The organism is Sulfolobus tengchongensis (assembly GCF_036967215.1).
Lineage (GTDB): Archaea > Thermoproteota > Thermoprotei_A > Sulfolobales > Sulfolobaceae > Saccharolobus > Saccharolobus tengchongensis_A.
Map to the genome: position 1 here is coordinate 395,575 of NZ_CP146016.1, position 26,020 is coordinate 421,594.

26 protein-coding genes are annotated in these 26,020 nt (G+C 33.5%); 15 read left to right on the forward strand and 11 right to left on the reverse strand.

Translation table 11 applies throughout. The features are described from left to right. Position 1: 1 nt before the first annotated feature. Genes V6M85_RS02045 through V6M85_RS02060 form a run of 4 tightly spaced genes read left to right on the forward strand, consistent with a single transcriptional unit; the run spans position 2 to position 4,291 of the window. Positions 2 to 1,048, forward strand: a complete 1,047-nt coding sequence (locus V6M85_RS02045) for an ABC transporter permease (RefSeq protein WP_338602355.1) — start codon at positions 2 to 4, stop codon at positions 1,046 to 1,048. 2 nt (positions 1,049 to 1,050) lie between these two features. Further along, a complete protein-coding gene (locus V6M85_RS02050) occupies positions 1,051 to 2,403 on the forward strand; it encodes an ABC transporter permease (protein ID WP_338602357.1) in 1,353 nt (450 codons plus the stop codon). Continuing rightward, on the forward strand, positions 2,404 to 3,342 hold the full coding sequence (locus V6M85_RS02055) for an ABC transporter ATP-binding protein (protein WP_338602360.1): 939 nt from the start codon (positions 2,404 to 2,406) through the stop codon (positions 3,340 to 3,342). After that, positions 3,311 to 4,291 carry an ABC transporter ATP-binding protein gene (locus tag V6M85_RS02060; protein WP_338602363.1) on the forward strand — a complete coding sequence of 327 codons (981 nt, stop codon included), beginning with the start codon at positions 3,311 to 3,313 and terminating at the stop codon, positions 4,289 to 4,291. The genes V6M85_RS02055 and V6M85_RS02060 overlap by 32 nt, the downstream gene beginning before the upstream one ends. Positions 4,292 to 4,310: 19 nt before the next feature. Here V6M85_RS02060 and V6M85_RS02065 read toward each other — a convergent pair whose 3' ends face one another. From V6M85_RS02065 to V6M85_RS02075, 3 genes are all read right to left on the reverse strand, one after another. Beyond that, positions 4,311 to 4,496, reverse strand: a complete 186-nt coding sequence (locus V6M85_RS02065; RefSeq protein WP_338602366.1) for a hypothetical protein — start codon at positions 4,494 to 4,496, stop codon at positions 4,311 to 4,313. Positions 4,497 to 4,832: 336 nt separating this feature from the next. Beyond that, positions 4,833 to 5,426, reverse strand: a complete 594-nt coding sequence (locus V6M85_RS02070; protein ID WP_338602368.1) for a PIG-L family deacetylase — start codon at positions 5,424 to 5,426, stop codon at positions 4,833 to 4,835. A gap of 228 nt (positions 5,427 to 5,654) precedes the next feature. Continuing rightward, complete coding sequence (locus tag V6M85_RS02075) at positions 5,655 to 6,809, reverse strand: glycosyltransferase (RefSeq protein WP_338602370.1); 1,155 nt, start codon at positions 6,807 to 6,809, stop codon at positions 5,655 to 5,657. A gap of 513 nt (positions 6,810 to 7,322) precedes the next feature. Here V6M85_RS02075 and V6M85_RS02080 point away from each other — a divergent pair. Both V6M85_RS02080 and V6M85_RS02085 read left to right on the forward strand, forming a co-directional pair. After that, positions 7,323 to 8,603: an APC family permease gene (locus tag V6M85_RS02080; protein WP_338602373.1), complete on the forward strand. Its 1,281-nt coding sequence runs from the start codon at positions 7,323 to 7,325 to the stop codon at positions 8,601 to 8,603. Between the two features lie 104 nt (positions 8,604 to 8,707). Next, a complete protein-coding gene (locus tag V6M85_RS02085; protein ID WP_338602375.1) occupies positions 8,708 to 9,283 on the forward strand; it encodes an XdhC family protein in 576 nt (191 codons plus the stop codon). Positions 9,284 to 9,537: 254 nt separating this feature from the next. Here the strand turns inward: V6M85_RS02085 and V6M85_RS02090 are convergent, their stop codons facing one another. After that, positions 9,538 to 10,665, reverse strand: a complete 1,128-nt coding sequence (locus V6M85_RS02090) for an MFS transporter (RefSeq protein ID WP_338602377.1) — start codon at positions 10,663 to 10,665, stop codon at positions 9,538 to 9,540. 172 nt (positions 10,666 to 10,837) lie between these two features. Between V6M85_RS02090 and V6M85_RS02095 the strand changes: the two genes are divergently transcribed. From V6M85_RS02095 to V6M85_RS02110, 4 genes are all read left to right on the forward strand, one after another. Next, positions 10,838 to 11,314 carry a hypothetical protein gene (locus V6M85_RS02095; RefSeq protein WP_338602379.1) on the forward strand — a complete coding sequence of 159 codons (477 nt, stop codon included), beginning with the start codon at positions 10,838 to 10,840 and terminating at the stop codon, positions 11,312 to 11,314. 43 nt (positions 11,315 to 11,357) lie between these two features. Next, positions 11,358 to 12,224, forward strand: a complete 867-nt coding sequence (locus tag V6M85_RS02100) for an SPFH domain-containing protein (protein WP_338602381.1) — start codon at positions 11,358 to 11,360, stop codon at positions 12,222 to 12,224. Continuing rightward, complete coding sequence (locus tag V6M85_RS02105) at positions 12,205 to 12,624, forward strand: hypothetical protein (protein ID WP_338602384.1); 420 nt, start codon at positions 12,205 to 12,207, stop codon at positions 12,622 to 12,624. Before V6M85_RS02100 ends, V6M85_RS02105 begins: the two co-directional genes overlap by 20 nt. A gap of 309 nt (positions 12,625 to 12,933) precedes the next feature. Continuing rightward, positions 12,934 to 13,665 (forward strand): DUF973 family protein, encoded by a 732-nt coding sequence (locus tag V6M85_RS02110; RefSeq protein ID WP_338602386.1) that lies wholly within the window; start codon positions 12,934 to 12,936, stop codon positions 13,663 to 13,665. A gap of 120 nt (positions 13,666 to 13,785) precedes the next feature. On the opposite strand, the gene V6M85_RS02115 is transcribed toward V6M85_RS02110, so the two are convergent. Next, positions 13,786 to 13,914 (reverse strand): hypothetical protein, encoded by a 129-nt coding sequence (locus V6M85_RS02115; RefSeq protein WP_338602388.1) that lies wholly within the window; start codon positions 13,912 to 13,914, stop codon positions 13,786 to 13,788. 450 nt (positions 13,915 to 14,364) lie between these two features. On the opposite strand from V6M85_RS02115, the gene V6M85_RS02120 reads away from it, so the two are divergent. From V6M85_RS02120 to V6M85_RS02130, 3 genes are read left to right on the forward strand one after another with little or no spacing between them, the layout of a single operon-like run. Next, positions 14,365 to 14,487: a hypothetical protein gene (locus tag V6M85_RS02120; RefSeq protein WP_338602391.1), complete on the forward strand. Its 123-nt coding sequence runs from the start codon at positions 14,365 to 14,367 to the stop codon at positions 14,485 to 14,487. A 35-nt stretch (positions 14,488 to 14,522) separates the two neighbouring features. Beyond that, positions 14,523 to 14,951 (forward strand): hypothetical protein, encoded by a 429-nt coding sequence (locus V6M85_RS02125; protein WP_338602393.1) that lies wholly within the window; start codon positions 14,523 to 14,525, stop codon positions 14,949 to 14,951. Next, complete coding sequence (locus V6M85_RS02130; protein ID WP_338602396.1) at positions 14,948 to 15,454, forward strand: hypothetical protein; 507 nt, start codon at positions 14,948 to 14,950, stop codon at positions 15,452 to 15,454. Before V6M85_RS02125 ends, V6M85_RS02130 begins: the two co-directional genes overlap by 4 nt. Positions 15,455 to 15,782: 328 nt before the next feature. Here the strand turns inward: V6M85_RS02130 and V6M85_RS02135 are convergent, their stop codons facing one another. Both V6M85_RS02135 and cpsA read right to left on the reverse strand, forming a co-directional pair. Next, a complete protein-coding gene (locus V6M85_RS02135; RefSeq protein WP_338602399.1) occupies positions 15,783 to 16,514 on the reverse strand; it encodes a glycosyltransferase in 732 nt (243 codons plus the stop codon). Between the two features lie 663 nt (positions 16,515 to 17,177). Beyond that, positions 17,178 to 18,359, reverse strand: coding sequence for a carboxypeptidase CpsA (gene cpsA / locus V6M85_RS02140; RefSeq protein WP_338602402.1), 1,182 nt, complete (start codon positions 18,357 to 18,359; stop codon positions 17,178 to 17,180). 374 nt (positions 18,360 to 18,733) lie between these two features. Here cpsA and V6M85_RS02145 point away from each other — a divergent pair, with 374 nt between their 5' ends. Further along, positions 18,734 to 19,732, forward strand: a complete 999-nt coding sequence (locus tag V6M85_RS02145) for a GH12 family glycosyl hydrolase domain-containing protein (protein ID WP_338602405.1) — start codon at positions 18,734 to 18,736, stop codon at positions 19,730 to 19,732. A gap of 385 nt (positions 19,733 to 20,117) precedes the next feature. Beyond that, positions 20,118 to 22,118, forward strand: coding sequence for a GH116 family glycosyl hydrolase (locus tag V6M85_RS02150; protein WP_338602407.1), 2,001 nt, complete (start codon positions 20,118 to 20,120; stop codon positions 22,116 to 22,118). On the opposite strand, the gene V6M85_RS02155 is transcribed toward V6M85_RS02150, so the two are convergent. The 4 genes from V6M85_RS02155 to V6M85_RS02170 form a co-directional block, all read right to left on the reverse strand. Beyond that, positions 22,093 to 22,530: a MarR family transcriptional regulator gene (locus V6M85_RS02155; RefSeq protein WP_338602409.1), complete on the reverse strand. Its 438-nt coding sequence runs from the start codon at positions 22,528 to 22,530 to the stop codon at positions 22,093 to 22,095. The genes V6M85_RS02150 and V6M85_RS02155 overlap by 26 nt on opposite strands. Further along, positions 22,514 to 24,190 carry an MFS transporter gene (locus V6M85_RS02160; RefSeq protein ID WP_338602412.1) on the reverse strand — a complete coding sequence of 559 codons (1,677 nt, stop codon included), beginning with the start codon at positions 24,188 to 24,190 and terminating at the stop codon, positions 22,514 to 22,516. Before V6M85_RS02160 ends, V6M85_RS02155 begins: the two co-directional genes overlap by 17 nt. 70 nt (positions 24,191 to 24,260) lie before the next feature. Beyond that, positions 24,261 to 25,070, reverse strand: a complete 810-nt coding sequence (locus tag V6M85_RS02165) for a DUF1028 domain-containing protein (RefSeq protein WP_338602415.1) — start codon at positions 25,068 to 25,070, stop codon at positions 24,261 to 24,263. 101 nt (positions 25,071 to 25,171) lie between these two features. Then, the gene (locus V6M85_RS02170) at positions 25,172 to 25,948 is read right to left on the reverse strand and encodes a Zn-dependent hydrolase (protein ID WP_338602418.1); all 777 of its coding nucleotides are present in this window, start codon (positions 25,946 to 25,948) and stop codon (positions 25,172 to 25,174) included. Between the last annotated feature and the right edge of the window lie 72 nt (positions 25,949 to 26,020).

The following is a 26,020-nucleotide window of genomic DNA, read 5'->3' on the forward strand; positions in this document are numbered from 1 at the left end:
TATGGGATATGGCACTTACGTGGCCAAAAAGGTACTTATCTATTTTTCGGTTTTAATCGCCACTTTAACAATTCTTTACATTTTTACTTTCCCAGTTTTGCAAGAAGTTATAGCTAAGAGTATTAATTTTCAAGTTTCTCAATTTGCCCAATCTTTATTAAAAAACTCCCATAATTTGAACACTACGCAAGTACAACTTTCTATAGAAAAGTATAGAGAAACTCTAATAGCTGCATATGGTCTTAATGAGCCTATTATTAATAAATATTTCATTCAAATGTATAATTTGTTACGTTTCGATTTTGGTACTGCATATTTCATTCAAGCTCCATCTGGTTCTAGAGAAGTTAGTGCGATTATTGCGTACTATTTACCAAATACAATACTTCTATTCACTACAGCTACAATTATATTCATATTAATAGGAACTATCATAGGCTTATTATCTGCGAAGTCAAGGTTCTGGGAAAAAGTAATAGCAATAATTGCGGTTATACATTCTAGTATTCCAACATGGTGGTTAGGTTTTGTATTAATTGCAGCTTTAGCCTATGCCGTTAGAATATTTCCATCTGGTGGGATGACTTCAGTACCTCCACCTAAAAATCCTTTCGACTATGGTCTAAGCGTTCTTTATCATATGTCTTTACCATTGATTACGATTTTTATTGTGAATGTTGGTGGTTTTGCATATATTGTTAGAAGTTTAGTTTCTTCTATTATGAAAGAGGATTTTGTGATTACGGCTAAGGCTAGGGGTCTTCCGGATTCAAGAATACTGTATAGACATGTTTTGCGTACTGCTTCACCATCAATAGCTACTCAAGCTATTCTAGCCATTGCGGGTTCATTAGGTGGTAGTTTAACTACGGAAGTAGTTTTTGAATGGCCGGGTGTAGGTTTATTAACTTATATTGCAATAACATTGAATGATTTGCCGGTAATATTAGGAGTAACTTATGTTTTGACAATAGTTTTGCTCATTGGGTTATTTTTAGGCGAGTTAATATATGGTATATTAGATCCAAGGATAAAAGTTGGTGAATAAATATGAGTAAAAGAGATATTGGCTTTTCTTCTTATTTAAAAGATTTTTTACACAATAAAATTGGATTAGCAGGTTTAATAATTCTTGTTGTCTTGCTCATATTCACTGGGATTGCTTTATCAGTTCCCTCACATGTATACGCCTCATGGAATAACCCTGCAGCATGGAGTGAGTACCCTGAACATGTTCCTCCTGCATGGTTATCTATTTTTTATCCTAACAAATATTTTACTACAGTAAAACTTTCACCTACAAATGTCTCTTTGTATTCACCAGCTAAGAATCTTTATATTTCTTCAATTACATTTGAATTTAACTGGTCAAAAACGTTACCTGCATACAACGTGTACTTCATTATATCAACTAATGCTAGTCCTATAGAGGAAGTATTATATTGGACTAAGCCCGATGGGAATACCTTACAAATAAACATACCAAGTGAGGAGTTTAATGTGCCATTTGATTTAACTAGTATTAGAAATAATATCTTGAGCTACATATCCTCGATAACTGGTAAGACTCCTAATATAGTAAATAGCACTGTCCTTTCGTCTGCATTGTTTAACTCACCTAAGTCTAATTTAACTTTGACGGAAGAAGGAAAATATATAGTTAAAGTAGAAATAGTATCCTCTAAACAAATTAATGTGTCTAAAGCAAATATATTATTACTGGGGAATTCCTATGGTTTAATGGGTACTGATTATTTTGGAAGACCATTAGATTTAGGAGTTCTTTTAGGTTTACCAAATGCATTAGAGATAGGTGCTTTAACTTCATTAGTATCGGTAGTTGTGGGGATAATTGTTGGGGGGATATCTGGTTATCTAGGCGGAAATAAGGACTCATTGATTCAATGGGTTACTTTAGTTTTTTTGGCTTTGCCAGCTCTCCCATTTTTAGTTGCAGTTTCCTTTGTAACACAACCAAGCCTTGAATTAGAAGCGTTATTAATAGCATTTTTGTCATGGCCATTTTATGCCATAATAGCTAGATCTATGGCATTATCAATTAAGTCTAATAGTTATGTTGAAGCTGATAAGTTATTAGGAATACCGTCATATAGAGTTTTCTTTACTCATTTTATGCCGAGGCTAATACCGATTACCGTTGCATATATGGCACTAGGTGTACCTGCGGGAATTCTTCTCGCGCAGACGCTAGCGTTTTTAGGGATCGCTCCTGCAAATATAGTAACTTGGGGCGGAATCTTAGATGCAGCTGAAACTTATCAAGCTCAAGTTAATGGCTGGTGGTGGTGGGTAGTGTTTCCGGGAGCTATGATCGTAATAGTCGCAATTCCATTTGTGTTAATAGGATTTGCAGTAGAAAGAATTACATTAGGTGAGAGGTAAATGTTGCTAGAAGTAAGGAATTTGAAAGTATATTTCTATACAAAAAGAGGTGTTGTTAAAGCTGTAGACGGAGTTAACTTATATTTAGACAAAGGTGAAATAGTGGGTCTAGCTGGCGAGAGTGGTTCTGGAAAAAGTACTATAGGTTACGCAATAATGAGGCTGATTCCTTTTCCAGGCAAAATTGAAGGAGGAGAGATATTATTTAAGGGGGAGAATATTCTAAAACTTGATGAAGAATCTTTTAGGAAGAATTATAGATGGAAGAAAATAGCAATGATATTTCAAGGGTCAATGTCCGGATTTACACCAGTATTTAAGATAAGGGATCAGATAACCGAAGTTTTACGTATACATGATTGGAATGGCGATTATGATGAAAGGATTAAAGAACTATTTAAGATGGTCAATATGGATCCTTCATTAGCTGATAAGTATCCTCATGAACTATCTGGAGGACAGAAGCAAAGAGCCTTCATAGCAATGGCGTTATCTTTAAACCCAGATGTTTTAATAGCGGATGAACCTACGACTGCTCTAGATGTTATGGTGCAAGAAAACATCCTTAACTTACTGAAAAAACTCAGAAAAGAATTAAACTTATCTATAATTTTCATAACACATGATTTGGCATTATTATCTGAAATTTCAGATCGAGATTACATTCTTTATGCAGGTAAAGTGATGGAGAACGGACCATCTGAGGTAATATTCAAAAAACCTAGGCATCCATATACAATGTTACTGGTTGAGTCTATAGCTACCTTAGATAAGGATGTTATAAAGGGGATTCCAGGCTCAATGCCAGATCTTTCAAATCCTCCGGTAGGATGCAGATTTAATACAAGATGTCCTTTTGCTAAAGATATTTGCTTTAAAGAAGAACCTAAACTAAAAACGTTTTCAGATGGTGATGAGGTTGGCTGTTGGCTTTACTGATGATTATATAATTAAAGTAAATAACTTGAAAGTGTATTTTACTAAAGGTAATTCTTTATTTGGAAAGAAAAACGTAACAAAGGCGTTAGATGGAGTAACGTTAACGATAAAGAATAGAGAAATCATGGGCATAGTAGGGGAAAGTGGTTCAGGCAAGACTACCTTAGGTAGAGTTACAATTGGTCTTCAAAAGCCTACTGAAGGTGATGTTTACCTTAAGGTTGGACAAGAAGAAATTAACGTAAGTAAAGCTAAGTTAAAGACTATTAGCAAATATGTGCAGATGATCTATCAAGATCCTTACTCATCTATAGACCCTATTATGAGAGTTTATGACGTTTTAGCAATGCCTCTGAAATATAGAAAAGAGAGGGAAATTGAAAAGAGAATTGAAGATGCTATGAGGCTAGTCGATCTCCCAATTGAGTTACTAGAAAATAGGGTTTATCAGCTATCTGGAGGTCAGAGACAGAGACTGAGCATAGCGCGTGCAGTAATAGTTGATCCAAAATACATAGTTGCTGATGAACCTACAACAATGCTAGATGCGTCACTAAAAGGTGAAATCTTAAAGATAATAAAAGATGCTAGGGAGGCTAAGGGAATCTCATTTATGCTTATTACTCATGAACTACCAATTGCTAAAATAATTTCCGATAGAATAACCGTGATGTATCTAGGGAAGATAGTAGAATTAGGTAAATCTAGCGACGTTATTAAAAAACCGCTTCATCCGTATACTCAAGGTTTAATTGATGCTTATCCTAGGATCGATCCTTCATTAAAAGATAAATTGAAGGAAATTAAGATTAAGGTTGATGTAATAAGACCAAATAAAGGCTGTGTATTTCATCCTAGATGTCCTTTCGCTATGGCTAAATGCAAAGAGGAAGAACCACAACTAAAAGAAGTTTATCAAGATCACTATGTAGCTTGCTGGCTTTATTAATTTTTTCTCTTTCCTATTTTTAATGTCCAAATTTTTCTCCTAGAAACTCTATTAGTCCTCTTATGCCTACTAACGCTCCAGCTATTGCAATTATCATGGAAATTATTAAAATTTGCAGACTTTGAAGAGATGCTCCAAAGTAATCTAATCCTATAGCACTCACTAGCATCAAAAGTCCAACCAATACCTTTATCAGCGATCCCATGCGTATTTTTGTCTCTTAAAAGCTTAAAAATTTTTCCCAACTAACTATATTTATTCTCATAATATATATTTATCTTATTTTCAAGATGTTCTCTATATACTAATTGTTGATTAGCTCAGTTTAACTGAATAAAATTATTTAAATCTATATTGAGCTATAAATTACCCAAATTATTATCAGAGTACTTTATAATACTTTAGAGATTTTAATGACTTAGGTTTATTTCGATATATATGTAATCACAGATATTATAAATTTTTAAATGTAAAAATATCATTTGGAAATAATTCTATAGGTGAAGTTTAATATTAATTTGAAGAGAAATGTTTATAGTATTTAAATGATACGTTTATAAAAGATCTCGTATTCTCCGGTAAGCCTCTTAAGGAATTCTTCAGAAAAACCTCCTAGTTGACTCTTATACTCCATAATAGCTTCAATTTTTAACTGCCTATATTCTCTAATATCAAATTTTATCTCGTCCCATCCTTCTAGCCTTAACTTTTCCGGCATCCAAATTAGGTAGAAATATGACGAGGGTGCGAGTTTGAGCATTATTTTGCCTAGACCAGCGTGATCTGGATGATTATCAAGCGGAATTGGAGAGAATGTTATATCTGGTTTGTAGTCTCTTAGGATAGCACGTATAGAGTTTTCTATTTCTGTATTTTTCTCATTAACTTTACTATCTTCAAAATCCAGGAAAATAATATCATCAACTCCTAATTTTTTAACAGCTCTTAAAGCCTCTTTACGTCTGATTTCTATTAACTCCTTAGTTCCTTTTAATTCATCTTTTGGTGCTCCATATCTTCCATCAGTTACAATAATAATTCTAACTTCATATCCCTTCTTCTTTAAGTTAATTATTGTACCTCCACAGCATAAGGTCTCGTCATCTGGGTGTGGCGATATCACCAAAACTTTCATACTTTATATACAGATGATGGAATAATATAATTTTTAGAATTTAACAGTGGTTGGACATCCTTAGTGTTAAAGAATTATTATTAGTATAATTTATTGTTATTATATAATATAGTAAATTGTGTAAAATTGACCTCACAGTGGGCACTATGTGAGGGTTTCACATTAGCTTCTTTTTATATCTAAGAAACTTTCCGATATAAACCCTAAATGTTTATATAATTTCCCTATCTATGCTATCGCTATCCCTTTTTTAATATCTTCAAATTCGGCATCTGTAACTCTCTCCCATGATGAGTAAAATTCTGGTACGGGGACATAGGTTTTCTTCTGAAAGGCATGATTGGATATTAATTCAGCTAAACCTTTGATATCATCTTCTTTAGCTAAGTAAACACCCCTTATATTATTGTAAATTTCCTTTATAGCAGGCGTATCGTAAGCAAATACTGGAGTTCCGAGAGCAAGTGATTCTAAAATTACAAGGGAAAAACTATCGTAATGAGAGGGATATATGGTAAACATAGCTTTTGCTACAGACCTATATAATTCCTCTCCCTCCTTAAAACCTATATATTCAATATTAACATTTAATCTTTTAATTAGAAGTTGAAAGTCCACCATGTCGTTTTCATCTAAAAAGCTTCCCATCACGTAAAGTTTAATATCTCTTTTCAACTTTTTCCATATCAATGGAACTTCAAATAATCCCTTCTCTGGCATCAGTCTAGTAAAATACACTGCATAATCTCCGTCCTTTTCCTCTTCTCTAAACTTCAATAGTTGTGTATCAAAGGCATTACCGGGTTTTGTTACGAAACTAGGTATCATCTCATCCAGTCCAGAATTCGTTAATGGCGTTTTACTCACTGATGTTGCAAAATTTAAAGTACCTTCTCTGATTAACTTTTTCCACTTTTCTTCCTCTTCCTTGGAACGTTTAACGGCTTCTTTAAAGTTTACGATAGCTCTTCCAGTTATTCCTCTGAACTTTATTCTAAACAGAGTAGTTAAGTTTTTGTAAAACGGTTCAAGTTGTAATTGGACCCCAACTGGTGCAGATGTGATCTTTCTGGCTAATTCAATATTTTCAGACGAATTGCTATAGACCATTGCTACGTCATATCTATCTCTCTTTAATCCATTTTCAAATTCTTCTACTGTATTTGTATTTTCTAACAAATCTAGAATATAGGATGGAGTAGAGTTCAAGCTCTTTAATAATGATACCAATTCTTTTCTGTAAGAGACCAATCTCACGTTTCTTATCGAAGGTATTATATCTACTTTTGCCTTCTTCGGAAGTCTCTTCATTATCTCGAGGTTTCTCTTATAACCACCAGTTTTTTCATTAAGCCCAAAGTCGACAACTGCTAAAATTCTCATTAAATAGGTTTTCAGCCTTAAGGCTTTAAATTAATTAGTAAAGAACTTGTTGCAAATTGTTCTTAACTATGCTATGTTTTCAGCCTACATTTTAACTGAAATCTAATGATTTAACTTAAGTTCATGTCTTGTCTCTTTTTCTTAAATTTTATTCTTATCTTCTTGAGGGAATTAACTTGTAAAGTATTTCTCCAATAATAATTCGTCAACTTCAAGTTAATACACATCAGATGCGGTAAGAAATTTCATAATATTCATTATTTATCTAAGTTAAAAATTTAAACTGATATTGAGGAAAGTTACTTTCTAGATAATATATTTTATATAAGTTTTTCCAAAATTAGTTAATTTTTCTCCATTCTCTTTATGAGGAGGTTACGTTTTAAATCTAAATATTTTGCAAAATACTTAACGAGGCAAAGGAAAACAAAGAATAGTAGAAGAAGAGAAGATGGTCTAAAGGTTAGTATTAGAAACAAATCTTTATTTGACTAAACTTCTTATTAATCTTCAATGGATAAACAAAATGGAACAAAACTTACCTTTAAAGATCTTTTCTTCATTTCGTTTGGTGGCCAAGCACCATTCATTTCTTTGTTAACATTTGGAACTGTGATGATATCCGAAGTAGGGACTAAAGCTCCTTTGGCAATGTTGACGGCTACTATTGTAGTACTATTTAATGGTTTGGTTATATATTTTCTATCTAAAAGGTTCAAAAGGGGAGGTGGATATTATACATATGCATTTTACTCATTGACGTCTAGGCTAGGGATAAATACTGGGTGGAATTATTTGTTGTATGCATTATCGTATGGAGGTACACTACTAACTGGTGGAGCTTATGTATTGTATACAGTCATGGGAAAAGTTATCCCTAACTTTTGGTTACTTCAAGAACAATGGTTTTACACTCTTATAATTTCAGTAATCGCAATGGGAATAGTATTAGCTGGGGTTCAAGTCTCAGCAAAGTACGCAATAGGTGCCTCAACAATTGAGATAATTATCATATTAGGTTTATCTATACTTTTTCTTTACTATTCTAGATGGAATTTTTACAATCCAATTCCCTCTTACTTCCCTACAAGTATAATTCCCGCTGTAATATTTGGATTAGGTATACCTACTGGTTATGGCTCAATAGCTCCATTAGGTGGAGAAGCTGATTCTAAAACCATAGGTAAAGTTGCGATAAGTGTTTTGCTATTTGGAGGATTACTGGCAACTTTCTTCTTTTATTCTTTAGCAGCAATGGACTTCACTGGGAATTTGGTAGACTTTCTTCTGTTTAAATTTGGAGTAGTAAGTATAATAGTAATATCAATAATAGCACTAAGTGATGGCATATTAGGAGGAATGGCTTACATTTTAGCTGATTCCAGAACGTTAAAGGCAATGGCTGAGGATAAGGTGATGATACATCTGTTTTCTAGGCAAAAAGTGGCTGAGGCTGTTATAGGAGTAGCTTTCGTAATTGTATTAACTATTATGACTTATTATTTTGGTTTATTCTATACATTTTCAATTCTAGGAGCAATGGCTGGATTAAATAACTTATTTGTTCATATTTCAGCTAACTTCTCTTTAATAAGGACAGCATCTAAGAGAGCTTTAAAACATATACATGAGATATTAATAGGAATTATTGCAATACTGATAAGTGCATCAGTGTTCCTATACTCTTTGCCCAGTTTCAACAAATATATTGTTTATTTATTCTTTGGTTGGATAATTTTGGGATTCATATATGCCGAAACTTTAGAAATTCTCAGAGAATCTTCGGAAGAATAACACTATTTAAAAAGAGATCAAAGAGTACTAAAAGTATGGGGGTAATTTGATTCATGTTTCTTTTTAAACAAGATATTTTAACTGCTAAGAGGGAGAAATAACTTATGAAAGTTGTTATTTTTGCGTCAAGTAGAGAAGCGGAAATGGAAGAACCAGTATTTTGTGATAGAAATACAGTGAAAGTTGACGCTAGTAAATGTGTTGGTAAGGGAATTAATGTAGCCCCATATATCGCTAGATATCTAAAGGATTTGGGCTTTAACGTCATAATAGTTGATCCCTTTGCTGAGGAAAGTAATTATGAGGCTGATGAGGTAATAAAGGGGACAACATTTCAAATTCCAGATGAGATAGTAAGGGATAATTATGTAATTGTCGCAACTAGGCATGTTTATGATACATGGGCTATTATGAAATCCATATTAGGTGGAGCTAAGGAGATTGCAGTAATAATGAGCTTAAAGAGAGCAGAGGTCATATTAAAGCGTCTAATCCAAGCCGGTATTGATAAGGAAAAGTTAAAGAAATTAAGACTTCCTGCAGGATTAGATATTGGGGCAAAAAGTGAAAAAGAGATAGCGTTGTCAATAGTAGCTGAAGTTCTTGCTGTTATGAGGAAAGGTACCGGTTATCCTTTAAGGGATGTTAAAGGATTTGACAAGCTTTTAGAGGGAATTTAGAAAAGGGAAATCCAGTTTAAGGGGTTTTTGATTTCATTGAATTTCATAATATTGCTAAGTAAATATAATGTATAAGGTTATGAATGAAAATCGAAGTCTCTTTGAATTTATAACTTCATGACGACATTATGAAACTTTCCTTGAAAACTCCTTATTGCTGGAGTACAATTTTTACATCTTATGTACAGTACCGTTCAGAAGTTAACTAAAGCGTCTCCAAGCATATGATATCCGCTCAAGAAATATAAATGGGGTTAAGCTGTCTCTTTAGCTCGAAGAGTTAGAAGTGATAAAATCGATATTAAACATCCTAAATCTAATGATAGCATTGAGAAGAAGAAACTATGCGTAAAATAAAGAACAGCTCCCACAAAACTTGGAGCTATCATCGTACCTATTTGAGATACTGCGTTAGCGTAACCAATTGAAGTACCAGCCTTTGATTGTCCTGCTAGTCTCATAATTAGCGAATCAGTAGGTGGCCTATATGAAAATGAGAAAACCCCCAGTATAAACGCCTCTGGCAAGATTACGAGATTATTGGACTCAATTATTAGTAATGTGGTTAAAATGAATCCTAATAGATTAAGTAAGATTACTTTCTCCTCTCCTAACCTTTTTACTAACTTCTCAACATTTAATATACCTACCAATTGACCTATTCCAAATAAAAATAAAAATAAAGCTGAGAGGGAAGGGAGTATATGCCTATAGAGCACTAACATGGAGAAAATCCAAGTTGTAGTCCCCCAAGTAGCCCATAACTCTCCTAGTCTAATTAAAGTGGCTATAGTTATTTTCTTATCAAGAACAATTTTGAATGATTTTTTAATTTCAGTTGATTGGACATTAATCCTTGTCCTTAAACTTAAAATACCTATAACTCCGAAGCTTATTGCCATCATGAGATAAAGAAATCTCCAAAAATCAAGAAGTATACTAGCTATTAATCCTAAAAATATGATAGTAATTGGACCCGCACTCTCTACTAATGCTACGTAATATGTGGACCTAGAGGTATATGTTACAGCGACAATTTTCATAGCAGAGGGAAAGATCGCTGCTGTTATTAAACCCTCAAGTAAATACACCATTACTAGAATAACGTAATTAGAAAAGAGAAAAAATAGGATCAAATTTAGTATTATTAAAGGATATGAGGCAAATGCGATTGCCTTACTTGGACCAATTTTATCTATAATTAAACCCCATGGTACAGATGATATAACGTAACCTATATAGAATGCTGTAGCTACAAATCCGACTTGAACTGAATTAAGGTGCATTAGAATGGTAATCGGTAGGGAAATAACTCCCCAACTTAATCTTAATAGCAGTTGTAAGAAAGTTCCAAACCAGCCTATTAGGATACTCTTTCGCACATGGACACATTTTACGGTTGGAGTATTTATTGTTAACTGTTTAACTTTTGAGTTCTAAAAATTTTAAATATAGTTTAGATTTTAAGATCATTCTGTAATAAAAAAGAAGATACTCCAAATTATGATTCAACTTTGTAGAAAAATTTAAAGCTTTAATATATTATACTCATTCATGCCTAAAGAATTAACTCCAATAGAGCAACTGCAATTACTAATTCCAGGGTATAGAGGCTATAAGGCGAAGGATCTAATTAGGCAAGACGACTTTCTAGTTAGGAGAGCTGTAGCGGATAGATTAGAACAAACTATAAGGATAATTTCTGAAAAGGAAAGTTACACTGCGTCAATTGATCCATTTTCACCTCAACTAAAGGTTATGGAATTCCTCCTATCTAAAATAAGAGAAATAATAAACGAGATAATGTCCGGCCAGGGAGGAGGTGCTGATATCTATGCCAGATGGAAAATCACCACGGAGGAATTAGATCAGATAGTAAATCATGATATGCAAATGATAAACATCGCTTCCCAAATTGTTGAATTGGCTAAAGCAAATAGAATTTCTGAAATCGATCCACTACTCTCCGATTTAAGGAATTTGTATTATGAAAGGATGAAATTATTCTTTCCTCCTGAACTTAGAAAATAAGGATTTAAAAAAATTTAAATAGTCATAGTATGATTTTTAATATATGTCTATGACAATTAGAGGACAAGTTGTCTCAACAGAAAAGGAAGATGGATCAAGTTTTATGAGTGCTGATACAATAATTTTTAAGTATCCTAAAGAAGCTATAACTTCAAAATCATTGATTATAGTACAACCAACTGAAAGGGCAATTGTAGTAATTCAAGGTCAAATTGTAGCTGACTTACCACCTGGGAGTCACAATATTCAAACTCCAGGTAATCCAGTCTCAGCTTTCTTATCTAAGTTTAGATATAATACTTTACCATATGATACAGTAGTTTATTTTGTATCTACAACTAGACACGAGGTTAGAGTGAGTGGAATAAGCCAGACAGATGATTTAGTTCCTCTAGAATATGAGACTGCAGTGTATTTCAGAGTTCAAAATCCATCAGCATTAGTAACCAGTGTTCAGTTTAGTTCACTCTACTTTAAGGATGCTGATTTAGTACATTATATCTCCCCAATAGTAGATCAAGAAGTTAGCTCAATTTTAAATAGGGTATCATTAACAGACGTATTTAAGAAATTCTCTGATGTTTCCACAGCTGTTACTGGAGCTTTAAAACAATTTTTGAGCGAGATAGGTATCGATTTAATATCGGTGAGAATAACTAGACTATTACCTCAAGACCCAGAGTTAAGAAGAATAATACAGCTTAGAGATTTGGGTATACCACTATCTGATGCTGTAAGAATGGGATTAGCTAGGATATTAGCAGAAAATCAGAATCCAGCCTCAGTTAATATGGCAATTGGAGTACCCTACTATCCTAATCTCTCCACTATAGTTAACTTACCGGATGGCCTAATAAGAGTAAGTATGGGTAGAAGGGGGCAACAAAGTAGTGGTGGAGGTCAACAGTAGAATTTTAGCTTATAATATTGCTACGTCCGTTGGCTACTCTTTTATATTAACCATTGTAATGGCCATAATATCATTAATAGTTAAGGCTTTTTATCCTCCGAGTCCATTTGAAATTTCCCCTATTGAAGCACTAATACATTCACCAGCAGAAGGAATAGTACAAATATTAATATTAATATTGCTAGTTGGTTTCGCCTTCCCTGCTAGAACTCAACTTGAAAGATTATCCCTAATTCAGGTTAGAAAGATCGCAATAATCACTGCAATTTCATATTTAGCCTTCTCATTATTACCTTATGCCTTTATAGTATCCTATCCACAAACATATGTGGGACTAACTATAGCTTATAACATATTAAATGGCGTATTTTCTGGTTTCATAAGTATAATATTACCATAAGTAAATTAACTATCCACTAAGTTATTGAGATTAGTTTCAGATTTTTATGGTCATTTTTATTTTACTGGACTAATGTAATTTCCTTTATTGCACAAGTATCGATTCACGATATCAAAGTTTATTCAGCTCATTGAATCGATTCCTTAGCTTAGATTATCAGTATTTATAATAGGTTAGTAAAAATTTTCCTTTCTCCAACATCTATAGATAGATATAAAAATTAATCCAAATGGTATAAATTAACAGTTACCAAATTAATAAATTCGCATTTGTAAAAACGTTTTATATTTGTTTGATATTATTTTCTATATGGATCAGCAAGTATATAACGGCTTAGCTAAAGTAAGAGAAGGTTTACTATTTGGAATAATAATAGCTTTGCTCGCATTTATAGGTTTAGTAGGACTATTCGCCTCCGTGATTTTAGGAGTAGTTATCCTTTTACTATCGTTTTTACTTGGCATACTAGCTTTGATGCGACTTTATACCGGTTTCTCGACACTACAACCATATGTACCAAATATGAACTTAGGAAAGATAGGCTCGATATTATTAATAATTCCTTTCCTTGATATTATTGGGATTATATTTGTTGGTATAGCAATCTACTCTATAGGGGATAAATTCAATGAAGCGAATATCAAAATAGGCGGAATACTAGGAGCAATCCCCATAGGTATAATAGCGTTTATAGGCTACATATTGGCATATGTTGGACTAGGAAATTTATTAAATAGACAAATACCATTGCCATCACAATTTCAACAACCAATTCAGCAATATCAAGGTATCTTAAGAGGAAATGTAGCTAATATTACATTACCCTATAACAGCCAAGTGATAATATTGAGAGCGGTACTTGAAGAATTTAACTTACAAGCAATAAATATACAACCTACGCTACTAAACCCTGGTGATAACTACTTAACTATAACCTTTCCAATGTTACCATCCAATTTATTGCCAGGGTCTATATATAGAATAAGAATTGAGCTGAACAATGGTCAAGTGATTTATGTTAATGTAACATATCAAGCTTAAACGTTTTTAAAAAATGTATTTATTTTCTAACATCAAAGTTCTATAAAGTACGCGCTTAACTTAGATCCTTTAAATTCTCTTCAATCAATTTACCAACTTTTCGCAAATCTTCATCTTTGTTCAAATTTCTAAAACTGAAGTTAAATTATCTTTAAAGGGAATTGTGGCTATTTCACATTTTAGCTTGCTATGAATTTCCTTAATCTTTTCATTAAACTCTCTCTTAATATCTGCAATTTTAGGTACCATACTAATCATGAAAATTAAGGGTTAGTTTTAATTTTTGTCATTATGTCACAACTAAATAATTTATAGAATTTTGCAAATCATCGCTAACAACATCGGATATTCCGGTTGAGGAAATAAGGTAATCTCCATAATTATTCCTGAACATTTCCTATTCTGACTTCCTTCCCCGTGCTTATTGGTAGTCCCTAAAATCACCTCCTTAAAAATAAAAAACAGTTCCATAACTTTGGTCAATCGTGACAAAAATCACATTCTCCATCTCATTTACAAAAAGTAAGGCAAGAAAAAGCTTGAGAGATCAAAAACCCTCTTAACCTTAAAAAACAAGAACAAAGAGTACAAAAACATAGCTAAATCAAAAAATTTCTTAAGTTTTAATTCAAATTACTTTCTATTATTCTAAAATAAAGTTAAAGTAATATTCTCATAAGTTGAATTTAGGGACTACCGATGAAGGACGAGAGTTCCCTTAGAGCAATTTATAGGTTTGCGGTTTATTACCTTCATCACTTCATTACTAGTGAAGGACAAACTCCTCCACTCAATTTATCCAGTGGCTGGAGAAAGTTATGAAAAACTTATAATTTAGAAATACACTCTTTTACTATATGGATTATGGTAAAATCATAGGGCTCGTTGTTTTTATAATAATTTTAATTGCAGAGTTCTATATTTTATCAAATGGACATTTTCAAGATATAACTGAAGTTCTCAATCAAGCCTCGACTCAAATATACACCAACATCGGTAATTTGTTTTCAGCTCAACCAAAGATACTCATTTCCATAACGAGAAATAATGAGTTACTTATAACAATTAATAATACTCTCTATTTCCCGATAACAGTAGTTAACGTAACCGGAAAATATACCTATTTGCAAAGGGAAACAACTGTTTATCCTCACGAAATAAAAAATATCTCCGTAATAATAACTAACTTTGCTATGTTCATTAAGGATGTTGAGGCTCATTCGTATAATTTGACATTAACCCTTAGAATATATAACACTACTTTTTCTCAGAGTGAGGTAATATGAAATATTATTTAACTATAATTGGAATGGCATTAAACATATTAGTAGCTTTAATTCCTCAATATTGGTGGTATTATTCAGCAGGTGGTATAATTATAATAAAGGACAGCTTGTTCTTTATAGGTTTAGAACTTTTAGGTAAGGAGTACTTGATAGTGACACTAATAAACTACTTCTTGTTTGCATTCAGATTCTATGTCGTCTCAGTAGCTCTATATTACATTTATCTGGCTATAAAGGGAATTAAACGTAGTTATTTATTAATAGCGTGGGTGAGTTATCTATATATCTTAGATCCTTTAATATTTTACATAGTCTTCAATTATGTTATTAACATTTTCGTACCCGCTCGTTATCCCCTTTTCATAATAGGAAGTGAAAATATGAGCATAAATTACCAAGGAGTCAAAATAATGATGCTTATTGAAAGTTATCCTACCTTAACTTATTGGATTGCTCTTGCAACCGGTACGATAAATCTCATAGCTAGATACTTGAAATTATAAAAATAATGATGCTTAGAATATTATTTTCGTTTATGAATATTAAATGTAGTCTCTAACTTGCTTTATATGAATTCATTAATGGATTTATAACGCGAAGCTCTCGGGCGTTTGAGTTACGTAATAGAGTATTTGTGGAACGGATTAGTTAATTTGAATATTATATTAATAGAAATAATTTATAATTTATCCTTCCTTCAAAGTTTAGGAATTTTTATAGATATTTGTCAGAGTTTATCACTTCATCCGATTAATTATCATATACATAACAAACCATGATGAACGAGACTTTCTTTCCATTCTGTCAGAAAAATCTACAACACTAATCAAGCTATCTAAGCTTTCTTAAGATATAATCTTGTAATTTTAGATAAGTTTTAGTGTATAGAATTTTTCTAAATGGAGAGTAGTAGACTCTAAGTTTTATTAATGAGAAAAACATCAATAAAATGACTTTTAGAAGCTTTTTAGATATTTTACTATCACTTTCATCATGAATGTAACTGATTTCGATTTCCTTTATACTATATTTATGTCTTTTAAAAGCGTAAATTAAGTTAACGTCAAATAAGAGGTCGTTAATTATTAGTTCATTTGCAACTCTTAGGGCTTTTTCTCTATTGATTATCTTAACTCCAGACTGAAAGTCGGAGAAACTAGCTAATGAGGGAAAGAACATCTTAGTTAAGAGTATAAAAGCATTATGTAAGAATCTTCTCTTGAATGGCATCCCTATAATTTTTCTTTTGGGTACTACTAAATCTGCATCAGTATTTAATAAGAGCTCTAAGTCCTTTTCAGTTACTGGAAAATCAGCATCAAGTAAAAGAACTTTTTGAAAGTTGCTTTCATAAATTCCCTTTTTTAATGCACCCCCTTTGCCTAGCCTCTCTCTGCTCTGATAAAACTTAACTGGAAAGTTCCTAACCACATGCGGTGTGCTATCATTACCATCAAATATAACTAATATTTCCGCTCTTGGGAGTGTCTGAATCAATCTATTTAAGGTTTTGCCAATCCTGTTAGCCTCATTATATGCTGGAATTACAACTGAAATATTCATTGCGTAATGCTATAAGTTCTAAAATATAAGGATTTGGATACATTTAATCGTAATACTTATATGCAATTTAAGTAACAGTAAAAAGAAAAGAATAGGTATTAAACTATAGATTAAATATACCATTTACTATAGCTTTCATATAAAATAGATGAGTTACAACAATATAACTGTACACGCATAAAATTCTATTTTATTTTGACTTAGTTATATATAGTTATATTATGCATAGTATATATTGTCTCATATATTGTCTCTAAGTTAGTTTATAACATTATCTAGTCGGGGTTTTAGGTCTCATTGAATTTCATATATTTTGTATTCAACTCTCAACCCTCATATAAAACCAGAAGCTTAGACTTTACCGAAGTCACGTATGCAATCTTACCTCAGATGTAGATTGGAAATTCCTGAATTAGGTAAGGATAGTTACAAGATGTGGGGGTTTCCTCACCTTAAAAGGGTGAGTGGGGTTATCCCCCTAATGGGATGGAGAAGAATGAGGATTGCTTTTCGGATTGTGTGCAAATTATATAAATTTTACGCTGACACAGAAATAGTTTTCTACGACTAATTTCTTTATGTATCATTATCAGTAATATTCGTAATAAAGAAAAGTGAAGGAAAAAAGACTATTGTAACAGTGTTGTGGAGAATTTTCCCTAATCATTTATTGCTAAAATGTATTGCCAGTAAAGCGTGTGCTAAAGCTCCTAGCTTTAAGACATCTTCATCTACACAGAACTTTGAACTGTGATTAGGATATACACAACCCTTTTCCTCATTTCTAGTTCCTAAGAAGAAATAAGTCCCTGGAGCTTTTTGCAGGAATCTAGAGAAATCTTCTGCACCTAAGACTGGATCAGTTTCAGTAACTGTAGATATTGATGAAAGTAACCTCATCACCTCTTCAGTGACTTCTGGATTATTAACGGTAATTGGATATACATCTTCCATGAATTTAACCTCACAACTAGCTCCATAGATCCCACAAATAGATGAAACTATTCTCCTCATGTATTCCTTAGCCTTACTTCTAACGTTTTCATCTAAACTCCTTATAGTTCCTTGCATTTCGGCATCGTCGGGTATTATGTTATCTTTAGTTCCAGAGTGTATTGTGGTAATTGAGATAATAAAAGGTTGTACGGGATCTATTTGCCTGGCTGTAATTCCATAAATTGCGTTAGCTATTTGCAAGGAAATGAAAATTGGATCTATAGTCTCATGAGGTGCGGAACCATGTCCACCTTTGCCGTGAACTATTATTTTAAAGGCATCCGGTGTAGCCATTATTGGACCTTTCCTCGTAGCAAATACTCCTTTAGGATAAGCGGATGAAATATGAATACCGAAAACGTAATCTACGCCGTTCATTACTCCTGCCTCAATCATTGGTTTAGCTCCACCTAATCCTCCATCTTCCTCAGCTGGTTGAAAGATTAGTCTAACTTCACCGCTGATGAGATCCTTATTTTTAACTAAAAGATACGCTCCGCCTAGTAGCATGGCGACATGAGTATCATGTCCGCACGCATGCATTACCCCTTTAACTTTAGACTTGAAAGGTAAATCCGTCATCTCTTCTACTGGTAAGGCATCCATATCAGCTCTTAAAGCTACAGTTTTTCCCGGTCTATTACCTCTTATTTTTCCAACAACGGCTGTAGGTAAACCTACTCCTTCTTCTACTTCTATTCCTAATTTTCTCAGAGTTTCAGCCACTAGTTTAGCTGTATTATATTCCTTGTAAGAAAGTTCTGGATATTCATGAATTTTTCTTCTAATCTGTATAATCCACTCCTCTATCTCACTTGCATCCCTTTTTAATTTCTCAACATCTATCATAGTTTATTATTTACTTCTAGAGGTAAAAAACTAATTGTGCCCTAGGCTCTAGTTAGGTTTCCATTAAGAAACATCTGTAGTATAGCAATAATAGAGAATTGACATCCGAGAGCATTTAATATAAAAATGACGTTTATGTCATTGATCTCCGTATATTAGGTCTATTTAATACGTTAGTAACTAAGGATAGCACTTAGACCAGTTCTTATGTAAAATTACACTTTCCATTTATAATAGGTAAAAGAAAATGTTGGACACAATCGCCACTCTAGTAGTTAATAAAGGACTTATTAATAATGATCTTACACCATGGCACTTTTATTAATAAAGGTTAGCCATAAAACATTTTTTCTAGATTATAGGAAAAAGTAGTAATGAATAGGACGTCTGCAATAATTATTGCACTAATATTAATAGTAATAGCTTTAGCAGGATCACTTGGATACGTAATAACACATAAGCAATTGACAACAATAACTAAAACCTACTATACTACATCAACGATATACACTACATCAACAATTTACTATTCTTCTACAGTTTCTACGACTACAAACGCGCAAAGTAATTCACAATATCTAATTTACGTAACATCTCCTGCGAGTTCTCCTACCTCAATATATCTCAATAATAATTATTCTAAACCAGCGTTTTATATTGAAGTAAATATGTGGAATGCGAAAACTTGGAATGGCAATTTCACAATGTACTACAATATGCTTACTCGATCAGTTTCTGTAAGTTTTAACTTAACTCAAGTAAGTCCATTAGAATGGACTAACGGATACCCGGAAATCTACGTGGGTAGAAAACCTTGGGATACTGCTTATGCTGGTAATATTTTCCCCATGAGAATAGGGAATATGAGTCCATTTGTTGTTTCGTTTTACATAAATTTAACTAAATTGGATCCATCAATTAACTTTGACATAGCCTCAGATGCTTGGATCGTTAGACCTCAGGTGGCATTTAGTCCAGGAACTGGAGCTAGTAATGGAGATGTTGAAATCATGGTTTGGCTTTTTAGCCAAAATCTACAACCTGCAGGTCAGCCAGTTGGAAAAGTGATAATACCCATCGACATTAATCATACTTTAGTTAACGCCACTTTTACTGTTTGGGAAATGAAAAGCGTACCATGGGGAGGTTGGGAATATATTGCATTTAAACCCAGTGGTTGGGAAGTTACTAATGGGTATGTGGAATACGAACCTAATCTTTTCATTAAAGCTGCTGAAAATTATATTAACTTCTCCATTACAGACTACTATTTGCTTGATTGGGAACTAGGTACGGAATGGGGTACCATGAGTTCTAATGGTACTGCCTATTTCTCATGGACCATATCTAACTTTTCTGAAACGCTAATCTAAATAGTTTCTTTTTTCTTTCATTAAAGTAATTAATATGTTTATTATGGTATTTGAACTAAAAAGAAAAAGTAATAAAAGTCCCTATGAAACGTCTATCCTTTAATGGAAGTTTTGGGAAATTGCGAACTAACTTTAACTGTTAAAATCGTCATTGACGATAATGCCTCCTAAAAAATCTAGCCTTCATGTAGATTGAATGCTGAGACCTTGCACAATTCAAGAAATAGTAGTTTGATTTCCTTACATTCAATTAACGTTGCGTTTATCTAAACTATAATGTCTGAGTAAGAGAATTTAAAATCTCTTAAATAAGGGATTTTATAATCAACGCGATATCTTATTTACATATAAAAGGTCAATATTAACTAGATATAGGGATGGTTAAATGGTAGTATACAAGGACACGAATAGAATTGTTGCAGGTGTCCCATTAGGTGGAATTGGTACTGGGAAATTGGAAATTGACAATAAGGTTAGAATAGTTAACGTTACCATAGCTAACAATTGGGGAAATCCCATAAAAAGGCTAATTGGTTTTCACGTCTTTGTAAAACCTAATGATGAGAGCGGATTTTTAGTTCAAAAGGATAGCGGTTTAACCAGAATAAGAGAATTTAGAGGTGAAATAATATATGATGGTCGTTATCCATTTGTATTCATAACAGCAAAGAACGAGAAGATGAAAATTAATATAGAGGCTTTTTCTCCATTGATACCTCATGATTTGAAAAATTCTTCTTTACCAGTAGTAGGTATCAGTATTAGAATTGAGGGGAGTAAGAATGGCATAATAGCAATATCGATGCCGAATATCGTTGGAAGCGTGAACATTGGTAGAGTTAATGAAAAAGTTAAGGATGGTGTAGTTCATAAAAACGTAAAGGCTAATGATTACGATCCTGCCAAAGGTAACACTACTTTCATAAGCGATCATGTAAAGAATACAGTAACGCAATATAATCTAAAGAAAAGACCAAGCGAGACTTATAATTATTGGATAAATCAGTACGAGAACGAAGACCCATGGGTTAAACTCAATAATGGTGAGAACATAAGTGATGATCCTCATGAGGTCACTGGACAACGAGATGACCCTGCAAGCATTATAGTCTCTGAGTATACTGAAGGAGAGGAGATAAGATACATTTATTCTTGGTACTTTACTGGCAAGCATGTATTTTATCCATATTCTCATTATTATGAAAATTTCTTTAAAAATTCAACTGAGATAGCCTATTATTTCATGGACAACTTCGATGAGCTTAGGAAAAAGAGTAAGGCGTGGCATGAGGAAATAAAAGGAGAAGAATGGCTAAAGGATGCCATAATAAATAGTGCTTACATTTTATCCTCAAATACTTGGTTAGATGAAAAGGGAAGGTTTTCCATTTATGAGGCTCCACAGAACTGCCCTCTTATGGGTACTATAGGTACTTGTTACGAATTTGGATCATTACCAGTAATTTTAATGTTTCCAGAACTTGAAAAATCGTTCTTAAAATTACTGTTAAGTTATATTAGAGATGATGGTTATGTTCCGCATGATTTAGGATATCACTCTTTAGACTCACCTATAGATGGCACAACTGCACCACCTAAGTGGAAGGATATGAACCCAACGTTTATCCTTTTAGTTTACAGATATTTCAAATTTACTAGAGATATTGAATTCCTTAAGGAAGCTTATCCAGTACTGGTTAAAGTTATGGATTGGGAGTTAAAACAATGTAAAGATGGTCTCCCATTTCTTGAAGGAGAAATGGATAACGCATTTGACGCTACAATAATTAAGGGTCATGATAGTTATACATCCTCAGTATTCATAGCCTCCCTAATTGCAATGAAGGAAATAAGTAGAATTGTGAATGACAATAAATATATTTCATTAATTGAAGGCAAATTAAGAGAAGCAAGAGAGAGCTTTAAGCGGATGTTTAATGGAAAACACTTTAAAGCTTGGGATGGTTTGGAAAACGCCTCATTCATTGCTCAGATTTTCGGTGAGTGGTGGACTACTTTACTAGAATTAGAGCCAATTACAGATGAAGATATCATAAAGAAGGCTTTAGAGAGTATTGTGAAACTTAATGGTAATGCTTCCCCATATTGCGTTCCAAACTTAGTTAATGATAACGGTAAGATAATTGATATTAGTGTCCAAACCTACTCCTCTTGGCCCAGAATGACATTTGCCATGTGTTGGTTAGCATATAAGAAAGGAATTGATAAGTCTTTATCGCTTTGTAGGAAGGAATGGGAAAATATAGTTAAAAATGGGCTAGTTTGGGATCAACCGTCAAGGATTAACGCAAGAACAGGAAAACCAGAACCAAATTATTTAGACCATTATATAGGAAGTCCTAGTCTATGGAGCTTTCTATTTTAGATAGTATTTTTGTCAACTTATCAATTAACTCATTAACTTCATTGTCATGAACATCACTTAGTATTTCTGCGACTAACTTTTTATAAATTTCATTTCCTTCCTTTAATATTTCTCTTCCCTTTTCAGTTATCTCTACCACCACAACTCTCCTATCCTTAGAATCTCTTATCCTTCTCACTAGACCATTGCTCTCTAATCTGTCAACTGCCACAGTTATAGCTGATTGAGTTACGAAGTATCTGTTTGCTAGATAGACCATTGATCTTGGCTCTTCACTAGTTGCTCTAAGAATTGAAAAATCCAAATAAGATAGTCCTAATTCACCTAATCTCTTATTTAATTCCCTCTGGAGACCTCTAAAAATTCTCGCTATTAGGCCTATTACTTGAAGTTTCTCATCTACCCTTTGCATTTATTTCACCACCATCCTGTTCAGCTATGACTCTCCTTCCTCTTAATGCTGAAGCTAAAGCCGCTATAAATGTCATTGCTGAACTAATATAAAATGCCTCTCTTAAGGCTATCATAAATGATGGTGCAATCGCAGTGGGGAACCACGTGTGCTGTTCCATTATGGCTACTGCTTGTGCTGGTACTGATATTTGCGGTGGCAATGATGAAATGATCGTCTTTACTGGATCATATCCTAGAAAAGCAGCAAATAGAGCGCCTGTAACTGGTATTTTCTGCATGTATACTGCCAGTTGTGGTGCTCCTGCTTGAGTTACCGCATTAGCTAATGCAGTTGGTAATGTAGATGCTAAAGATATTATTACTATAGTGAAGAACAAAGCCATGCTTAAGGTCTGTCCGGTGTTTTGAATTGTAGCTCTCATTCCAGACGCCACTCCTCTATATTTAGGTGGAACGGAATTCATTATTGAGGCTGTATTTGGTGATGCGAACATTCCATTTCCCAATCCCATTAGGAATATGATTAAGGCAAATTCAACATAATTAAAATCATATGGTAATGTTGTTAACAGTAGAAAACCTATACCAACTATAATCATCCCTAAGGTTGAAAGTACTCTAGCTCCATATCTATCTGATAGCCAACCACTAATTGGGCCCATTGACACAAAGCCTATCATGAGAGGGATGGTGTAAATTCCAGCCCAAAACGGTGTTTCCTCATAGCTATAACCGTGTAAAGGAAGCCATATACCTTGTAGAAAAATTATTAACATTATCATTAAACCGCCATAAGCTACCGATCTTAAGAAACTTGCTAAATTCCCTGCAGCGAACATCCTTATCTTGAATAACTCCAATTTAAACATTGGATACTCAACTTTAGTTTCGACGTAAATAAATGCCCCTATCAATCCAATACCAGCTATCATTGAGCCAATGACAAATGGATTACTCCAACCCAGCTGAGAGTCACCATAAGGTAATAAACCATAAGTAACTGCTACCAATATAAGAATTAAACCTAAGCCAAATGTAGTATTTCCAATCCAGTCTATCTTCTCATTTCTATTTGGTTTTGAGATCTCCTTTAACTTAGTGTAACTCCATATTGTTCCTAAAATGCCCACTGGAACGCTAACTAGAAATACATATCTCCAATTTATCGTAGATAAGATACCTCCCAATATTAAACCAACTAGCGATCCAGCTAACGCAGCTATTTGATTTATACCTAAAGCCTTGCCTCTTTCATTGAAAGGAAAAGCATCAGTAATTATTGCTGCACTATTAGCAAAGAGAAAAGCTCCTCCTATACCTTGGACTATTCTAAATATTACTAATTCCAACGCACCGAGATTACCGGTATTAGGAGTCAAGAACAAGAGAATCGATCCAATAGTGAAGATAAGAAAACCTAAATTGTAAAGTCTAACTCTACCATAAATATCAGATAGTCTACCGAAAGAGACTAATAAGGTTGCAGTAACTACGTTGTAGCCCATCAGTATCCATAAGAGATATTGGAATGAAGTAAAGGGATTTATATCAATTCCTCTAAATATAGCGGGAAGAGATATCAACGTTATAGTTCCATTTATTGAAGCCATAAGTACTCCTATTGTAGTGTTGCTTAAGGCAATCCATTTATACTGCATAATTAAAAGGTAAATGTTTAACTATTTAATTTTTTGCTTCTCATTCAATAATAGATTGATTTTTAAACCACTAACCATTATGTGAGAGTAGTATTTTAAGAACGCTCCTACCTATCTTATCGCCAGTGTACTTTCCCTCGAAATTATTTATTTCCACCCACGTTCTTAGATCATTATACCCTAATCTCCTTAGTGCTTCATTAATTTCCTTCTCGTAATCTTTAACGTTAACCATTTCCTCCTCAACGAAAGTTGCAATCCATAGGTTAAGCAACTTTTCTAAGTCTCTTAAAGGATCAACACTGTCATCTACCCTTATATCTATGACTTTTCCAACTACTAAGGGATCTATTCCTTTATCACTTTCAATGGGCTTTTTAACTACTATGATCGAGGCACTCTGTTTCCCTCTTTTATCACCACCTTTATTCTCACCTGCTTTTAATGCTCTCATAATCTTCTCGTAAATTTTACCTTTTCCTTCAGCCTCCTTAGCCATGGCTTCTAATACCTCTTGCCCAGCCAATATATTGCCTTGAACTGTGAAGTTACTTCCAGTAATGTGACCAGCATATGCGTAACATTCCTTACCGGTAAACGCGTACGCATTTCCCTTAGAGTCGACAATGCCTAATTGCCTTTTTTCCCTTAACGGATCTGATGACGTCAGTGTTTTAACTACCTCCTCCGCTGTATATCCCTTTTCCAATAAGGCTAATCCATTTATACCGTAAGTTAAATTAGCTAAAGCTTGTGTAGCTATTGCACCAACTCCAGGCTTTAACCAAGGTACAAATGCTCCAACTGCTAAAAATTTGCTAGCAACTCCTACTCCCCATTCTTCTTCATTCGGGTCGTAAATAACAATTGAGAAGGTCATATAGAATGATACGTTAATTAAATATTAAATTTTAATTCTAATAAGGATTAAGGTGCGCAAAATTAGTATGATTATACTGTGTTATGAGTCAGTCTATAATTTCAAGTCAAACTATATTCTCTAAAACGATTAATATTCTCAGGGTCATAAGCTGGTATAACTACATTACACTCTTTTCTCATGTAGTCATATGCCCTAATGCACTCGTAAATGTCCTCTGCAATGCCTATAGGTATATTTTTCTCGTAGTTACCCATTAGGAAAGCTGAATCACTTATGCATATTCTCCTTTTTTGATATTCGAACTTGACCAACATTGAGCTCCTATGATGACAGCCTGTCCACCTTACTTCAATACCCTTAATTACCTCCTCATTCTCCACTAATCTAATTCTATTCCACGCCTCTTCGAACAAGTAGTTTCTGATACGTTTGGGTAAATACACATCTCTATTTAAGAAAGGTGAGGGAGTAGGATTTACAACGTCATGAAACCATCCCTTTCTAGAGAAATAAAACATAGCGTTTTTAAATAGATAAATCCTACCTATGGTATAATCTTGAACTGGAGTAATAATAACATGAGAAATATCACCAGTGCTTAAACCTAGCTTAGAAAGAGCGTTCTCTATTTTCTCATCCTCTGTAAATGAGAACTTGCACTTATCGCTCTTAGCCCATTCTCGCAAAAAGGCGTTTCTTAAGGTTAAATCATCTGGTAAACCAGTGTTTATCAACACATAACCTTCTTCAGTATTTAAGAGAAAAGAGTAAAAAGTTAGCCTATACCATTTATCAAAATCCCTCATCCAATAAACTTCTGGTCCCGGTACTTCACCGTGATCTCCCACCTTTATTATCTTAAATAGAGAAACCATAATTATGACTCTTCCTTAAACTTATTAATATGCATTCATACTAGTTAGGATCCAATTGCAATTTTCTGATAG

Excerpts from the sequence above, each read along its gene's own strand:
- V6M85_RS02045 (WP_338602355.1), top strand. The coding sequence starts at position 2 with ATGGGATATGGCACTTACGTGGCCAAAAAGGTACTTATCTATTTTTCG.
- V6M85_RS02050 (WP_338602357.1), top strand. The coding sequence starts at position 1,051 with ATGAGTAAAAGAGATATTGGCTTTTCTTCTTATTTAAAAGATTTTTTA.
- V6M85_RS02055 (WP_338602360.1), top strand. The coding sequence starts at position 2,404 with ATGTTGCTAGAAGTAAGGAATTTGAAAGTATATTTCTATACAAAAAGA.
- V6M85_RS02060 (WP_338602363.1), top strand. The coding sequence starts at position 3,311 with ATGGTGATGAGGTTGGCTGTTGGCTTTACTGATGATTATATAATTAAA.
- V6M85_RS02065 (WP_338602366.1), bottom strand. The coding sequence starts at position 4,496 with ATGGGATCGCTGATAAAGGTATTGGTTGGACTTTTGATGCTAGTGAGT.
- V6M85_RS02070 (WP_338602368.1), bottom strand. The coding sequence starts at position 5,426 with ATGAAAGTTTTGGTGATATCGCCACACCCAGATGACGAGACCTTATGC.
- V6M85_RS02075 (WP_338602370.1), bottom strand. The coding sequence starts at position 6,809 with ATGAGAATTTTAGCAGTTGTCGACTTTGGGCTTAATGAAAAAACTGGT.
- V6M85_RS02080 (WP_338602373.1), top strand. The coding sequence starts at position 7,323 with ATGGATAAACAAAATGGAACAAAACTTACCTTTAAAGATCTTTTCTTC.
- V6M85_RS02085 (WP_338602375.1), top strand. The coding sequence starts at position 8,708 with ATGAAAGTTGTTATTTTTGCGTCAAGTAGAGAAGCGGAAATGGAAGAA.
- V6M85_RS02095 (WP_338602379.1), top strand. The coding sequence starts at position 10,838 with ATGCCTAAAGAATTAACTCCAATAGAGCAACTGCAATTACTAATTCCA.
- V6M85_RS02100 (WP_338602381.1), top strand. The coding sequence starts at position 11,358 with ATGTCTATGACAATTAGAGGACAAGTTGTCTCAACAGAAAAGGAAGAT.
- V6M85_RS02110 (WP_338602386.1), top strand. The coding sequence starts at position 12,934 with ATGGATCAGCAAGTATATAACGGCTTAGCTAAAGTAAGAGAAGGTTTA.
- V6M85_RS02115 (WP_338602388.1), bottom strand. The coding sequence starts at position 13,914 with ATGGTACCTAAAATTGCAGATATTAAGAGAGAGTTTAATGAAAAGATT.
- V6M85_RS02120 (WP_338602391.1), top strand. The coding sequence starts at position 14,365 with ATGAAGGACGAGAGTTCCCTTAGAGCAATTTATAGGTTTGCGGTTTAT.
- V6M85_RS02125 (WP_338602393.1), top strand. The coding sequence starts at position 14,523 with ATGGATTATGGTAAAATCATAGGGCTCGTTGTTTTTATAATAATTTTA.
- V6M85_RS02130 (WP_338602396.1), top strand. The coding sequence starts at position 14,948 with ATGAAATATTATTTAACTATAATTGGAATGGCATTAAACATATTAGTA.
- V6M85_RS02135 (WP_338602399.1), bottom strand. The coding sequence starts at position 16,514 with ATGAATATTTCAGTTGTAATTCCAGCATATAATGAGGCTAACAGGATT.
- cpsA (WP_338602402.1), bottom strand. The coding sequence starts at position 18,359 with ATGATAGATGTTGAGAAATTAAAAAGGGATGCAAGTGAGATAGAGGAG.
- V6M85_RS02145 (WP_338602405.1), top strand. The coding sequence starts at position 18,734 with ATGAATAGGACGTCTGCAATAATTATTGCACTAATATTAATAGTAATA.
- V6M85_RS02150 (WP_338602407.1), top strand. The coding sequence starts at position 20,118 with ATGGTAGTATACAAGGACACGAATAGAATTGTTGCAGGTGTCCCATTA.
- V6M85_RS02155 (WP_338602409.1), bottom strand. The coding sequence starts at position 22,530 with ATGCAAAGGGTAGATGAGAAACTTCAAGTAATAGGCCTAATAGCGAGA.
- V6M85_RS02160 (WP_338602412.1), bottom strand. The coding sequence starts at position 24,190 with ATGCAGTATAAATGGATTGCCTTAAGCAACACTACAATAGGAGTACTT.
- V6M85_RS02165 (WP_338602415.1), bottom strand. The coding sequence starts at position 25,070 with ATGACCTTCTCAATTGTTATTTACGACCCGAATGAAGAAGAATGGGGA.
- V6M85_RS02170 (WP_338602418.1), bottom strand. The coding sequence starts at position 25,948 with ATGGTTTCTCTATTTAAGATAATAAAGGTGGGAGATCACGGTGAAGTA.